Below are 13,941 nucleotides of genomic sequence, written 5' to 3' on the forward strand. Positions count from 1 at the left end.
TCTATGAAAAGTAGAAGTAATGTTTTCTTGGGAGCCATTTTAGTGGCTGTTGGGGCTATTTTGTTAGCATTCAACTATGATTTGCTTGAGTTCAATTACACTTTTAAAACGGTGGCGAAATTTTGGCCTTTATTATTAATATTGGCTGGTGTGGCAGTTTTACTTCATGAGAAAAGGTCTTTTTATAATCCTACTACCGCTCTTTTGGTAGCTTTTGCTATACCTCTTGGTATATATAGTGCGGCTTCTGATGGGGTAGAACATCTAAAAACGGAATTTGAAGATGATTTTCATTTCGATTGGGACGAAAATGACGAAGATTGGGATAATTCTTTTAAAGATGGAAAATCTTATAAGGATGGATCAGAAGAGAAACAAAACGGAGATAGAATAGAACAAAACTTTAATGTTCCGTTTTCGAATAACTTAGAGGAAGCCAGTTTAAACTTTGGTGGTGGTGCTGCAGAGTTTCATTTGAAAGAGGCCAAAGGAGAACTTTTTAAGGCAACTACTTTGCTCAATTCAGGAAGCTACAGGCTTTCAGATGAACTGAAGAACAATCATCATCAAATAGATTTTGATATGAAATCTAGAAAGAATAAGAGCTTTAATTTCGGTGATAACGACCACAATGAAATATTCTTAGAACTAAGCACTAAGCCAGTTTGGAGGATTGAAATGGGCATAGGTGCGGGCGATTTAGATTTTGATTTCAGCAATTTCAAAGTTAAATCCTTAGAAATTAAAACTGGAGCAGCGGCAGTGAATGTTAAATTGGGAGATAAATTAGAAAAGACTGAGATTAAAGTGGAAAGTGGGGTCGCCAAAGTGGATATTTCTGTTCCAGAAAGCGTAGGATGTGAAATTAAGATGGACGGGGCTCTTAATTCTAAAGATTTTTCAGGTTTTGAACAGGATGGAAGATCTAGATGGAAGACTTCAAATTTTGATACGGCTTCAAAAAAGATTTACATAGACATGTCTAGCGGTCTTTCTTCTGTGAAAGTCAATAGATATTAATAAAGATACTTCGCAGATTTTAAAAGACCAGTTTAATTCTCAAAACTGGTCTTTTTTATGTCTAATCTTTATATTTCAATGCCTTCACAGGACTGATTTTCAAAATAGATAGGGTTGGGATAATCACTATCAAGCTTACTAAAATCACGGTGGCCAGGTTGACCAAAATGAATGTCGGCCAGTGCCATGAAATGGGCACATAAGCCATATAATAATTTTCTGGGTCCAAGGGGATGAGTTTAAATTTGTCTTGAATAAAACAAAAGCCAAAAGCTATTAAATTTCCAATGGCCAGACCCTTCAGAATAATTAAAACGGCATTTGAAATGAAAATTTTCTGAATTAAACCATTTCTAGCTCCTAGAGATTTTAGAAGACCGATCATGGGTGTTCTCTCCATAATCATAATTAGCAATACGGAGACCATGTTAAAACTAGCCACAACTATAATTAAGAATAACACAATAAAGATGTTTCTGTCTAGGAGATTGAACCAATCAAAAAACTGGGGTAATAATTGAGTGATTTTATGAATTCTCTGGTCTTGTGGAATGAATTCATAAAGTTGTTCTGTGGTTTTATCCAAATCATTGAAGTCTTTCAAGAAAACTTCTAAATGACCAATTTCATTATCATCCCAGTCGTTTATTCTCCGAATAAGATTAATGTCTACAATGCCATAGCTGTTATCAATATCTTCAATGCCAGTATCATAAATACCTACTATTTTAACCTTTCGTGCCCTTGGAGGCTCTTGGATAAAATAAATTAGAATTTCATCATCCAGTTTAACATTTAGGATTTTTTTAAGTTTCCGGCTTAAAATTATTTCTTTGGCATAGCCTGAAGAGTCTTGTTGAATAACTCTTCCTTCAACGATATTATCCTCAAAAATGGCCCAGTTATATTGCTTATCCACCCCCTTTAAAAGCACTCCGGAAATCTCTTCTTCAGATTTGAGTAAAGCGGATTTTAGGACAATTGCATTTATCGAAGCTATACTTTCATTATTGGAAATTAGTTCTTCGATTTCTTGATTAATTACGAAAGGACTTTCCTCAAAAGATTGATTCAGTGTAATTTTACTTATCTGTAAATGAGCGGACATGCTAAACAGTTTCTCCTTAATGGTATCTTTAAAACCAAATAAGACAGAAAATGAAAGTATAATGGCCGCCACACCAATAGCAATACTTGTGATACCAATATTGATGACAGAAGCAGAAAAGGTCTTACCTTTGGTCTTTCTGATTTTCTGAGCCAAGAAATATTCAGTATTCATTTTATATATATGGACAAAATATTAAGTCTTCTGTTTGTATTTATGATAGGACTATCTCCTATCAGCTGTAAATCTAAAGCAAACTCTTTAGAAACGCCCGAAAAAATAAAAGTAGGTGCAGAAATGATGGAAAAGTACCTGCCTTTATTGAAAGATAAAAAAGTAGGACTCATCATTAATCATACTTCAACCATTGGGCAAACGCATCTTCTGGACTCTTTATTAAGCAGAGGAGTGCAAGTCAAAGTTATTTTTGCCCCGGAACATGGCTTTAGAGGAACTGCTGACGCAGGTGCTCATATTGACAATTCTAAAGATGCAAAAACGGGTATCCCAATAGTTTCTCTTTACGGAAAAAATAAGAAACCTACAAAAGAGCAAGTGCAAGATTTAGATATCCTACTTTTTGATATTCAAGATGTTGGTGTTCGTTTTTATACCTATATCAGCACGCTACATTATATCATTGAAGCATCAGTTGAAAATAACAAACCTTTAATCGTACTGGACAGGCCAAATCCTAACGGACATTATGTGGCTGGACCTGTTTTAGAGAAGGAGTATAAGTCTTTCGTAGGAATGAATCCTATACCAGTAGTTTATGGTTTAACTATAGGTGAGTTGGCCATGACCATAAATGGTGAAGCTTGGGCGAATAAAACAAAAAGTAATTTAACGGTAATAAAGTGTGAAAACTATACGCACGCCTCACCATATTCATTACCTATTAAGCCATCACCGAATTTACCAAACCTTCAATCTATTTTATTGTATCCGTCGATTTGTCTCCTTGAACCAACAAAAATAAGTGTGGGTAGAGGCACAGATATGCAATTTCAGGTTATAGGTGGACCGGATGTAAATCTTGGAAGTTTTCATTTTATCCCGACAGACAAGCCTGGGGCTCAGAACCCTGTTAACGAAGGGGTGGATTGTTATGGCAGGGATTTAACTCAGGTTAATGCCATGGAAATGGGTTTTGATTTAAGTTTACTATTTGATTTTTATAGAAATTATAAAGACAAGAAGAACTTTTTTTCCAGTGAGAGCTTTTTTAATCTTTTAGCCGGTAATAGCTGGATTTTGGAAGATTTGAAATCAGGGAAAAATGTTGAAGAAGTTGAAATGAAATGGCAGGATGACCTGATAGCATTTAAAAAAATAAGAAAAAAATACCTTTTATATACAGATTTTGAATAATGGAAGAGAAAATACTAATTATTGATTTTGGTTCACAATTGACTCAGTTAATAGCTAGACGTGTTAGAGAGCATAATGTTTACTGCGAAATCCATCCGTTTAACCATTTTCCTGAATTAGATGATTCTATAAAGGGTGTGATATTGTCTGGAAGTCCGTGTTCTGTTAGAGAGCAAGATGCTCCAATGGTGGATTTAAAGGGTATCATTTCTAAGGTTCCTGTTTTAGGGGTTTGCTATGGAGCCCAGTTACTGGCTCACAGTTTAGGAGGAAACGTAGAGGCCTCTACCACGCGAGAGTACGGTAGAGCTATATTAGGGAAGATAGAAGATAACAATCCCTTATTTACAGATATTGCTGTTGGTACACAAACTTGGATGTCTCATGCCGATACCATTACCAATTTGCCTTCAAACGCCCGAGTGATAGCCTCTACGGATTCTGTAGAAATGGCGGCTTTTCAGTTTAATGATGCTCAAGTTTACGGTATACAGTTTCATCCTGAAGTAACACACAGTACGGATGGAAAAACATTGCTAAAAAACTTTCTGGTAGGAATTTGCGGGTGTAATCAGAGTTGGACTTCGGATTCTTTCGTAGAAACTTCTGTAGCCGAGTTGAAAGAGCAGTTAGGGGGTGATAAAGTAGTTTTAGGTCTATCTGGTGGTGTGGATTCGTCGGTAGCGGCCATGTTAATTCATAAGGCCATTGGCCAAAACCTGTATTGCATTTTTGTAGATAACGGTCTGTTGAGGAAAAACGAGTTTGAGGAAGTGCTTGAGTCGTATAAAGGTTTAGGATTGAACGTAAAAGGTGTAAATGCTAAAGATAAGTTTTATGACGCATTAAAAGGCTTAACAGACCCAGAAGCTAAAAGAAAGGCTATAGGGAAGACATTTATTGAAGTTTTTGATGACGAAGCTCATCAGATTCAAGATGTAAAGTGGTTGGCTCAGGGTACTATTTATCCGGATATTATTGAGTCTGTTTCTGTAAAAGGGCCATCCGCTACCATTAAATCTCATCATAATGTAGGTGGATTGCCAGACTACATGAAATTGAAAATAGTAGAACCGCTTAAGCTATTATTTAAAGATGGTGTGAGAGAGGTGGGAGCAGCTTTAGAAATGCCTAGATCTATTTTAGGGCGACATCCTTTCCCTGGGCCAGGTTTAGGTATTAGAATCTTAGGAGACATCACTGCAGAAAAAGTAAGAATCTTACAAGAGGTGGATTATTTCTTTATTCAGGGTTTGAAAAATGAAGGTTTATACGACGAAGTTTGGCAAGCAGGCTCTATGCTGCTTCCAGTACAAAGCGTAGGCGTAATGGGAGACGAAAGAACATATGAAAGTGTAGTGGCTTTAAGAGCGGTAACCAGTGTGGATGGCATGACGGCAGATTGGGCTCACTTACCTCACAGTTTTTTAGCAAACGTTTCTAATCAGATAATTAATAATGTAAAGGGAGTAAATAGAGTGGTTTACGATATTAGTTCTAAACCGCCAGCTACAATAGAATGGGAGTAAGTAATCTCCTTTCTAAAAAATATATTCAATATCTAAAGACTAATTTTAGTTTTTAGATATTGAACCTTCTAAATCTAGTGTTGAATTTTTAGTATTCCCTTTATTTGATTCAATCAATTTAATTTTGTGATTCTTGAATCTTCTTAATTCTAACCATTGGCTAAAAGCTAGATAGATTCCAAAAATGGAAATAACATAGATAGACAAGGCTGTATTGGTGAAAAATGTTCTTAAACTGTATGTAAAGACAGAAAGTAAAATAGTCATACCATACAGTGTTAAAGAAGATGCCAAGTGTGATAGACCGTTGTCAACCAACAGATGATGTAAGTGTAGTCTATCTGCTTCAAATGGAGATTTTCCCTTCAGAATTCTTACCGCAAAAACTCTTAATGTGTCAAAAATAGGGACACTTAAAAGTGATAAGGCTATCACAGGAGCACTTACAAAATGTTGTCCAGGAGAAAAATTAGCACCTTCGTTTAGACTTATAAACCTTACGGCAAATATGGTTACGAGGTATCCAATAATGAGTGAACCAGTGTCTCCCATAAATATTTTACTTCCTTTGGAGTAATTATACCGAAGAAAGCCAAGAAGAGAAGCTGCCAAAGAAAAACTCAAACAGGCCATTGACCACTGGTCATTGAGGAGGAACCACCATCCAAAGCCGCCACTGGCTATCATGGCAATTCCACCAGACAAACCATCAATGCCATCAATAAGGTTGAAAGAGTTTATGAGTGCCACAAAAATGAAAATAGTGAACAATACACTGATAAGGTAAGGCAGTTCATTTATTCCGAAGATACCAAAAAAGCTATTTATCCTTAGGTCTGAACCAACCACTACTAATATAGAAGCGATTACTTGTGAGCCGATCTTTTTCAAAGGGGCTAATGCGTAAAGATCATCCTTAAGACCTAAGAAGAATAGAATTAAAAGACCTGCAAATATCTTATGCATAAGATATCCTTCATCTTCAAAATTCCATAACATGTAGCCTATCAAAGTGCCCGCAAAAATAGCGATGCCACCAAATGTAGGAGTCGGGGATTTATGAGAACTCCTTTTTACAGGATTTTCCATAAGTCCTCTCAACATACAAATGTTTCTTATAACAGGAATGGAACGCCAAGTGACTGTAAGCGATAAAATGATACTAAGGAAAATTTGCACGCTTGGGTCACCAACGATTTCTTCAAATATTAATTTCACTCAAAAAAAATCTAAGTAATGGTCTAATAGTAATCAAAAATAGGAATTTAATCTTAATTCCTACTTAAAAAGGAAAATAGCCTCGCTGAAACTTTATTTTAGGGTTTAAAATCTATAGGATTACCCTTTTTCTAACAAAAACTGCTGGGTTCCCACTCCAGATTTCATAGGAAGGAAGATGTTTGCTAAGTATGGAGCCGGCACTCAACACACTATGTTCATGGCAAATAACGCCAGGGGTTACTAGGCTTCTTGCTCCAATCCAAGTCCCATCTTCGATGATTATTTCGCCTACCATTAAGTCAAAGGTCTGGCTTTTATAATTGTGGTTACCCGTTAATAACATGGCATCCTGAGAAATACAAGCATGGGCTCCAATTTTCACTTTTACCAAATTATCAATCCATACTTTCTCACCTATCCAAGCAAAATCTCCTATCTCCAGTAACCAAGGATACTTTATGTTTACCCGCGGTTTAATCATGACTTTCTTCCCAATCTTGGCACCAAATGATTTTAAAACATATACTTTAAAACCGGTGGGTAAAGGTAAATAAGAATTGATGGTAATTCTTCCTATAATCATCCATAATATCCTTCGAAATAAGGAGCCATGGTTGTACCAGGAGTTGTCGTATCTAGACAGGTCTACTTTACTCATTGATTTAGTCTTTCAATTAACATGCTGCTTTTTTGCCTTCCTTCTTCCAGTTTATCTGAAAGGAAGAGTTTTGTCCTTTCAAAATGACTTTCATAGCCCACTTTATCTCCTATCTCAACTATATGAGCCCATTCTTGTACAGAAGTGTGAAAAGCCAAATCGTCTTTTCTAATACTCTTATTGTATAGAGCTGCCTGCATAGATTCCTCTAACAAGCCTTCATGCATAAAAAGGTACTCAGCCATCCCCACTCTTAACTTGAAAGGAGGTGTTTGCACCACTTTATTTTTGTAAGGATTACTATCTAATCTAGCCCAAGTTAACACCATTGCTAACAGACTTAAATGAGAGTTGGGCAGATTTTCATCCGAATGATGTAAGGAATACTCTTTCATGAGTTCATCACTGAGCATGAGTGTACCATCAAAATCTGCAAAGACTTTGGTTTTGGCGGCTAATATTAAATCGTAAAAAGTATCCCGCTCTTCAGAAATCATTAATCCAAATATTTCATTTTCGGATTCCGCATAGGCTCTTACGTGATTTTTACCAAACGGATTCATTAGAGCCATTCCAGCATATACATGGTGCTTGTAACTGAAAATGCGGAGTGTCATCAGCATTTTTAGGGTATCTAAACCGCTAGCGTGCAGTGGATTTATCCATGGATAAACGCCCCTGTGCATAAAGGAAGTACCTATACTCTCAAAACCAATATGGGTTACCACCTGTACATCGGCCATCATTTTATCATGAACGGCTGCTGAAGGCAGAATTTCTATTTTTGATCCTGTAAAAGAAAGCAGATGGAGCATCTCCTGAAATCTTTCATTGTCACATCTATGATTAATAGCAATTAAGGTTTGACCCACAGGATTCACATTTGGTCCATGGAGGGCATGAATGCTAGCAATGTTAACATCTGGACTAAGATACTTTTCAAAAGCTTCCATTTCTGGAGCTTTGATAGAAGTTTGTCCCGCCACTAAGGTATTCTTTTGAATTCCTGCGGCTACAGATTGAACAACGTAGTCAATATTCTCTGTTTCCACACAGAAGAGTAAAAAGTCCGAAACTCGAGCCACATCCAATCCTTCTTTCAACAAAACGATGGTTGTTTCGGAAAGTTTGACCTTTAAAGTCTCATAGTTGGCGGGTAAGTCACAACCAAAAACCTCATAACCGGCATTAGAAAAAATGTTTGCGTAAAGCAATCCCATGTCCCCTAATCCTATTATTCCTATTCTCATTTATGACCTATTGACTTTATGAGTCGCAAAAGTACCTAAAATATAAAAAACAGGCTTAAAGACTAATAAAAGAAAATATGAATAAGCCGAGTATAATTAGTCCGCTTAATACTGTTGCTGCTTTGGAGGCAAGAAAATTTCTTTTAGGCGATTTTGAATAGTAGTTATAATTGTTCATTGCTAAGTTTTTTTATTTGGAAAGCACTAGGTACTACAATACTAACCAAAGTAATTGAAATTTCAAAAATTACTGAAACTTAATATAAATCTTAAGTAAAAAACTTTTGGCAGAGGTCAATAGCTAGGTTACCTTTGTGGCTCAAAACAGCAATAGAAAATCTTAAATGAAAAAACTTAAAATTGCCATTCAAAAATCAGGAAGACTGAGCGACGATTCTGTTAAACTTTTTAAAGCTTGCGGAATTAAGTTTGAAGTAGGGAAATCAAAGTTGATGTCCGAGTCAAAAAACTTTCCAGCTGAGTTTCTTTTTTTAAGAGATGATGATATCCCAGGATACGTGGCAGACGGTGTAGCAGATGTTGGTATAGTAGGAGATAATGTACTTGTAGAGCATGAGTGTCATGTGAACAGAGTGAAAAGCTTAGGTTTTTCTAAATGCAGATTGTCTTTAGCGGTATCTAGAGATGTAGACTATTCTGGTGTTTCTTATTTTGAAGGGAAGAGTATCGCTACTTCTTATCCAAATATTTTGGGTAAGTTTTTGAAAGAGAATGGTGTAAATGCTCAGATTCACTTTATCAGTGGCTCTGTGGAGATAGCTCCGGGCATTGGTTTAGCTGAGGGTGTTTGTGATATTGTGAGTACTGGAGGTACATTATTAAGTAATGGACTAAAAGAAGTAGAACCTATTTTCAATTCGGAAGCCATTCTAATTGCCAATAATAGTTTATCTGATGAGAAGCTAGAACTGCTTGATAGAATTGTTTTTAGAATGAACGCGGTTCAAACTGCCGATACACATAAGTATGTTTTATTGAATGCTCCCAATGATAAAATTGAGGATATTGTCAATATCATGCCTGGTATGAAGAGTCCTACCATTACACCTTTGGCCAAAGAAGGTTGGAGCTCTATACATTCTGTTTTAAAAGAGAACGATTTCTGGGAGAATATTGAAGCGATGAGAAATATGGGTGCTGAAGGTATTCTCGTTATACCTATTGAGAAAATGATATTCTAGTTTTCATGGTGCTTAAATGCCAATTGAAAACACAAACCAGTAATTGATAATGAAGTTATTTGATAAGCCTGAAAAGAAGGAATGGAAAGCTATTTTGGCTAGGCCAACGGCTGATATTTCTGAAATAGAAGGTAGGGTGCAGCCTATTTTAGAAGAAGTCAGAAGTAATGGTGATGAAGCCCTAAGAAAATTCGCTCTGACTTTTGACAACATTCTGTTAAACGATTTTGAGGTCAACGCTAAGGAGTTAGATGCAGCAGAAGCCGCTTTAAGTGAAGAATTAAAGGATGCTATCAAATTGGCTTATGCTAACGTTTATAAGTTTCATGAGGCTCAGAAATCTGAGCCAGAGATTATAGAAACGATGCCTGGTGTTCAATGTTGGCGTAAATCTGTAGGAATAGAAAAGGTAGGGATATACATTCCAGGTGGAACAGCTCCTCTTTTCTCTACCGTTTTGATGTTAGGTATTCCTGCTAAAATTGCTGGCTGTAAAGAAATTATCCTTTGCTCTCCGAGTAACCATCCAGCAATATTTTATGCCGCAAAACTAGTAGGTGTAACCAGCGTTTTTAGAATTGGTGGTGCCCAGGCGGTGGCTGCGTTAGCTTACGGTACAGAATCTGTTCCAAAGGTATCAAAGATTTTTGGCCCTGGGAATCAATATGTAACTGCTGCTAAACAATTGGTTAGCAAGGAAGGAGTAGCTATTGATATGCCTGCCGGTCCTTCAGAGGTGGCCGTTTTTGCAGATGATACTGCTCAAGCAGCTTATGTAGCAGCCGATTTACTTTCTCAAGCAGAACATGGCATAGATAGCCAAGTTATTTTGGTTTCTACTTCAGCAGCTATGATCACGGCAGTTCAGGACGAGGTATATAAGCAATTAGAGGAACTGCCAAGAAAGGAATTGGCGGCAGCTTCTTTAGAGAATTCAAAATGCATTTTAGTGTCTTCTCAGGAAGAGGCAATAGATATTTTGAACGAATATGCTGCGGAGCATTTGATTTTAGCAGTGGAAAATGCAGAAGAGATAGGGGAGAAGATTATTAATGCAGGTTCTATATTCTTGGGTAATTATACGCCAGAATCATGTGGCGACTATGCTTCAGGTACCAATCATACGCTACCTACAAATGGTTATGCGAAAGCATATTCTGGAGTTTCATTGGATAGTTTCGTTAAGAAAATAACTTTTCAAAAAATCACGAAAGAAGGATTGGAGAAACTTGGCCCTGCGGTTCAAATTATGGCAGAAGCGGAGTCGCTTCAAGGGCATTCAAATGCCGTGAAAGTAAGATTAAAGTAATCTTTATATAATTCATAAAAAATAAAGTGCATCTGAATTATTTCGGATGCACTTTATGATTTAACACACGCTAGTTCTCTTCTTTTAAGAAAGTCTTGAGCTTATTTACCATATTACTACTACCCGTGAAAAAAGGGACTCTTTGATGAAGTAAATCGGGTTTAATGTCTAAAACAGATTGAAAGCCATCGGTTTCTTCCCCACCGGCTTGCTGAGCCAAAAAAGCTATAGGATTACATTCGTAAAGTAAACGAAGCTTTCCTTTGGTGTCTATTTTGGTTTGAGGATACATATAAATGCCACCTTTTAATAAATTTCTGTGGAAGTCCGCTACCAATGAACCCACATATCTTGCTTTGTAGGCCGGTTTATTATTTAAAGGTTGTTTACAGAAATCTAAATAATCGTTTAAACCTTTTGAGAAAAAGGCACTATTACCTTCGTTTATGGAGTAGATCTCGCCATTCTCCGGTTGTCTCATGTTTGGATGAGAGAGATAAAAGGTGCCAATTGCAGGGTTTAATGTAAAGCCATTAACGCCTTGACCTGTTGTAAGAACCAGCATGGTGGAACTACCATAAATGATATATCCAGCGGCTATTTGCTTGCTGCCTTTTTGAAGGAAATCCTCAATTTCTACTGGTGTTCCAATTTTGGTAACTCGCTTATAAATAGAGAAAATAGTTCCTACAGAGACATTGACATCAATATTGCTTGAACCGTCTAAAGGGTCTATCAATAAGACATATTTGTTTTTGTTTTTTAAGTCAAGGCTATTGATGTTAATAAAGCTTTCCTCTTCTTCCGACGCTATTCCGCAAACAATTTCTCGCTTCGTTAATGTGTCAATAAAAGTGTTATTGGCCATTAAATCCAACTTTTGCTGAGCTTCGCCTTGGACATTGAAGTCTCCCACACCGCCTAAAATATCCACTAATCCTGCTTTATTAACTTCGTGGTTTACCAATTTGGTCGCTAATCCTATTCCGTTTAATAGTTTAGAAAGCTCGCCAGAAGAATAATTAGAAGACTTTTGGTTTTCAATGATGAATTCTCCTAAGGTCTGATGTTTAAGGTTCATTAGTTAAAGTTTGTACCCTTGTTAAGAGTTGTAATAAACTATCGTTTTATTTTTCCGGAAATATCTCCAGAAACCAAATTTTCGATTTCTTCAATGCTGGCCAGATTAAAATCACCTTCTATGGTATGTTTTAAAGCGGAAGCGGCTGTTCCAAAATTTAGAGATTCTTGGTCATTTTGTAAAACTATTTGGCCATATATAAAACCTCCTAAAAATGCATCTCCCGCACCAATCCTGTCAATAATAAGTGTAATGTCTTGTTTCTGTGATTTGATAAGATCTTTACCATCAAAAAGCTTAGAACTTATGACATTATGGTGACTGCTATATTGTTTTCTTTTGGTGTCCACAATCTTCGTAATAGCCGGCAAAAGTTTCATTGTGTTATGACAAGCTTCCATGAATGCATCTGTTCCTTCCTTATAATCTACGCCAAGAATCTCTTTCATATTCACTTCATTGGCTAGAAGTATATTAGAAAAAGAAGCTATTTCTGGTAAAATATCTTTTGGTGTTTTCCCATATTTCCACTGGTCTTTTCTGTAAAAAATATCTGATGAAACAGTTATCCCTAATTTATTGGCAGCTTTAACGGCCTCCAAACAGGCTGTTGCAGCATTTTGGCTAATGCCAGCCGTGATACCGCTCCAGTGAAACCAATCGGCATCCTTTAATATTTCTTCCCAATTAAACCATGAGGGATCCAAGTTTTGAAAAGCCGAGTCATTTCTGTCATAAATGATTTGGCTGGCTCTCATGGAAGCTCCCTTTTCAAAGAAATATAAGCCCATTCTCTCTCCAGAAAGCTTTATGCCGGAGGTATTTATTCCTAGGAGCCTTAAATAGGAGATGGCTTTTTTTCCTAATCTGTTATTTGGGAAAACGGAAACATGCGTAGCCTCTAAGCCAAAGTTTCTGAGCGAAGCCGCCACATTCATTTCAGAGCCGCCAAAAGAAACTTCTAAGCTATTTACTTGTTCAATTTTCTGATAATTTGGAGCGGATAATCGCATCATTACCTCTCCGAAAGTAACTACTTTTTTAGTGTTCATTTCCTTAAATTATTGACTAAACTCAGCAATTCATTATTGCTTTTTTTGAATCTTCCTAAAAACAATAAGACCTCCGTGAATCCATAATAGCACACCATTGACTTTTTTGTTAAAGGGCTAATACTTAGTGAAGTTTAACCCGGTTTATGCATTGGAGAATCGTAATAAGTTTTAAAGAGCATTAAATCAGACATTTAAACGAGATTAGCATAGCACCGTTCTGGTGATAGAGCTAAAATTGGTTTACGAACTGATTTGATGCAATTTAGCTACGGTCCCGATAAAATCGGGAGATTTTCTAATGAAAGCGGATTTAAACTAATTAAACTTCACTAAGTATTATTATACACTTATATTCCTAATGCTTGACCACCACCAATTTGAATAGTTTCTGCAGTTATAAAAGAAGCATCTTTGCTCGCTAAAAATGAAACTACAGAAGCTACTTCTTCTGGTTGCCCTAATCTACCTAACAGGATATTGTTTTTCCATGAAGCAAAAACTTCTGGTTTGGTTGATTTAATTTGAGCGTGAAAAGGTGTGTCAATGGTACCTGGAGACACCGCATTAACCCTAATACCATCTTCTGCCAAATCTTTTGCTAACGCTCTTGTTATTGCATGTACACCGGCTTTAGAAGTACCGTATATTCCAGCTCCTGGTCCGCCAGCATTCCAAGCGGCATTAGAGGTATAGTTAATGATAGAAGCATTTTCTCCTTTTTTAAGGAATGGAATTGCAGCTCTAGAAGCAAAAAACACAGAATCCAAGTTTAAGGCCATTACGCTTCTGTAAAACTCCGTGGTCATTTCTTCAAACCTGGATCTTCCACCTAGTCCACCTGCGTTATTTACTAATACATCTATTCTTCCGTATTTCTCACCTATTTTATTGATGTTTGCTGTTACTTCATCTTCTTTCGTAACATCAAATCCGTAGTATTCAGCTGTAATTCCTTTTTCGGTAAGTTCTTTTATTCTTGCAGCACCATCTTCCGAATTTATGCCATTTAAAATTACAGTATATCCATCTGTTCCAAGCCTTTTTGCTACTTCAAAACCTATTCCGCCGGTGGCACCAGTGATTACTGCTACTTGCCCTTTTACTTTACTCATTTTATAATTTGTTTGTTTTTTG

Annotated in this window: 12 protein-coding genes; 5 read left to right on the forward strand and 7 right to left on the reverse strand. The window is 36.7% G+C overall.

Translation table 11 applies throughout. The features are described 5' to 3' along the window. Window positions 1–3: 3 nt before the first annotated feature. Window positions 4–1,020 carry a toast rack family protein gene (locus tag ACSBFT_RS04590; RefSeq protein WP_463045424.1) on the forward strand — a complete coding sequence of 339 codons (1,017 nt, stop codon included), beginning with the start codon at window positions 4–6 and terminating at the stop codon, window positions 1,018–1,020. 61 nt (window positions 1,021–1,081) lie between these two features. On the opposite strand, the gene ACSBFT_RS04595 is transcribed toward ACSBFT_RS04590, so the two are convergent. Further along, window positions 1,082–2,302 (reverse strand): ABC transporter permease, encoded by a 1,221-nt coding sequence (locus ACSBFT_RS04595; RefSeq protein ID WP_463045423.1) that lies wholly within the window; start codon window positions 2,300–2,302, stop codon window positions 1,082–1,084. A 9-nt stretch (window positions 2,303–2,311) separates the two neighbouring features. Between ACSBFT_RS04595 and ACSBFT_RS04600 the strand changes: the two genes are divergently transcribed. Beyond that, window positions 2,312–3,502, forward strand: a complete 1,191-nt coding sequence (locus tag ACSBFT_RS04600; RefSeq protein ID WP_489603711.1) for an exo-beta-N-acetylmuramidase NamZ family protein — start codon at window positions 2,312–2,314, stop codon at window positions 3,500–3,502. Next, the gene (guaA, locus tag ACSBFT_RS04605; RefSeq protein ID WP_463045421.1) at window positions 3,502–5,031 is read left to right on the forward strand and encodes a glutamine-hydrolyzing GMP synthase; all 1,530 of its coding nucleotides are present in this window, start codon (window positions 3,502–3,504) and stop codon (window positions 5,029–5,031) included. Before ACSBFT_RS04600 ends, guaA begins: the two co-directional genes overlap by 1 nt. A 45-nt stretch (window positions 5,032–5,076) precedes the next feature. Here the strand turns inward: guaA and ACSBFT_RS04610 are convergent, their stop codons facing one another. The 3 genes from ACSBFT_RS04610 to ACSBFT_RS04620 all read right to left on the reverse strand — a co-directional run bounded on the left by ACSBFT_RS04610 (window position 5,077) and on the right by ACSBFT_RS04620 (window position 8,160). Continuing rightward, complete coding sequence (locus tag ACSBFT_RS04610; RefSeq protein ID WP_489603712.1) at window positions 5,077–6,249, reverse strand: glycosyltransferase family 4 protein; 1,173 nt, start codon at window positions 6,247–6,249, stop codon at window positions 5,077–5,079. A gap of 112 nt (window positions 6,250–6,361) precedes the next feature. Then, window positions 6,362–6,910, reverse strand: coding sequence for a WcaF family extracellular polysaccharide biosynthesis acetyltransferase (locus tag ACSBFT_RS04615; RefSeq protein ID WP_489603713.1), 549 nt, complete (start codon window positions 6,908–6,910; stop codon window positions 6,362–6,364). Beyond that, window positions 6,907–8,160, reverse strand: coding sequence for an NAD(P)-binding domain-containing protein (locus tag ACSBFT_RS04620; RefSeq protein ID WP_489603714.1), 1,254 nt, complete (start codon window positions 8,158–8,160; stop codon window positions 6,907–6,909). Before ACSBFT_RS04620 ends, ACSBFT_RS04615 begins: the two co-directional genes overlap by 4 nt. 344 nt (window positions 8,161–8,504) lie before the next feature. On the opposite strand from ACSBFT_RS04620, the gene hisG reads away from it, so the two are divergent. Together hisG and hisD are read left to right on the forward strand one after the other, a co-directional pair. Continuing rightward, window positions 8,505–9,362 (forward strand): ATP phosphoribosyltransferase, encoded by an 858-nt coding sequence (gene hisG, locus ACSBFT_RS04625; RefSeq protein WP_463045417.1) that lies wholly within the window; start codon window positions 8,505–8,507, stop codon window positions 9,360–9,362. A gap of 49 nt (window positions 9,363–9,411) precedes the next feature. Continuing rightward, complete coding sequence (hisD, locus tag ACSBFT_RS04630; RefSeq protein ID WP_463045416.1) at window positions 9,412–10,671, forward strand: histidinol dehydrogenase; 1,260 nt, start codon at window positions 9,412–9,414, stop codon at window positions 10,669–10,671. A gap of 70 nt (window positions 10,672–10,741) precedes the next feature. Here hisD and fbp read toward each other — a convergent pair whose 3' ends face one another. The 3 genes from fbp to ACSBFT_RS04645 all read right to left on the reverse strand — a co-directional run bounded on the left by fbp (window position 10,742) and on the right by ACSBFT_RS04645 (window position 13,919). Continuing rightward, the gene (fbp, locus tag ACSBFT_RS04635) at window positions 10,742–11,752 is read right to left on the reverse strand and encodes a class 1 fructose-bisphosphatase (RefSeq protein ID WP_463045415.1); all 1,011 of its coding nucleotides are present in this window, start codon (window positions 11,750–11,752) and stop codon (window positions 10,742–10,744) included. Between the two features lie 38 nt (window positions 11,753–11,790). After that, window positions 11,791–12,804, reverse strand: coding sequence for a PfkB family carbohydrate kinase (locus ACSBFT_RS04640; protein ID WP_489603715.1), 1,014 nt, complete (start codon window positions 12,802–12,804; stop codon window positions 11,791–11,793). 350 nt (window positions 12,805–13,154) lie between these two features. Beyond that, a complete protein-coding gene (locus ACSBFT_RS04645) occupies window positions 13,155–13,919 on the reverse strand; it encodes an SDR family NAD(P)-dependent oxidoreductase (RefSeq protein WP_489603716.1) in 765 nt (254 codons plus the stop codon). Window positions 13,920–13,941 lie beyond the last annotated feature (22 nt).

It is taken from the genome of Arcticibacterium sp. SM2516, assembly GCF_057914865.1.

Excerpts from the sequence above, each read along its gene's own strand:
- ACSBFT_RS04590 (WP_463045424.1), top strand. The coding sequence starts at position 4 with ATGAAAAGTAGAAGTAATGTTTTCTTGGGAGCCATTTTAGTGGCTGTT.
- ACSBFT_RS04595 (WP_463045423.1), bottom strand. The coding sequence starts at position 2,302 with ATGAATACTGAATATTTCTTGGCTCAGAAAATCAGAAAGACCAAAGGT.
- ACSBFT_RS04600 (WP_489603711.1), top strand. The coding sequence starts at position 2,312 with ATGGACAAAATATTAAGTCTTCTGTTTGTATTTATGATAGGACTATCT.
- guaA (WP_463045421.1), top strand. The coding sequence starts at position 3,502 with ATGGAAGAGAAAATACTAATTATTGATTTTGGTTCACAATTGACTCAG.
- ACSBFT_RS04615 (WP_489603713.1), bottom strand. The coding sequence starts at position 6,910 with ATGAGTAAAGTAGACCTGTCTAGATACGACAACTCCTGGTACAACCAT.
- ACSBFT_RS04620 (WP_489603714.1), bottom strand. The coding sequence starts at position 8,160 with ATGAGAATAGGAATAATAGGATTAGGGGACATGGGATTGCTTTACGCA.
- hisG (WP_463045417.1), top strand. The coding sequence starts at position 8,505 with ATGAAAAAACTTAAAATTGCCATTCAAAAATCAGGAAGACTGAGCGAC.
- hisD (WP_463045416.1), top strand. The coding sequence starts at position 9,412 with ATGAAGTTATTTGATAAGCCTGAAAAGAAGGAATGGAAAGCTATTTTG.
- fbp (WP_463045415.1), bottom strand. The coding sequence starts at position 11,752 with ATGAACCTTAAACATCAGACCTTAGGAGAATTCATCATTGAAAACCAA.
- ACSBFT_RS04640 (WP_489603715.1), bottom strand. The coding sequence starts at position 12,804 with ATGAACACTAAAAAAGTAGTTACTTTCGGAGAGGTAATGATGCGATTA.
- ACSBFT_RS04645 (WP_489603716.1), bottom strand. The coding sequence starts at position 13,919 with ATGAGTAAAGTAAAAGGGCAAGTAGCAGTAATCACTGGTGCCACCGGC.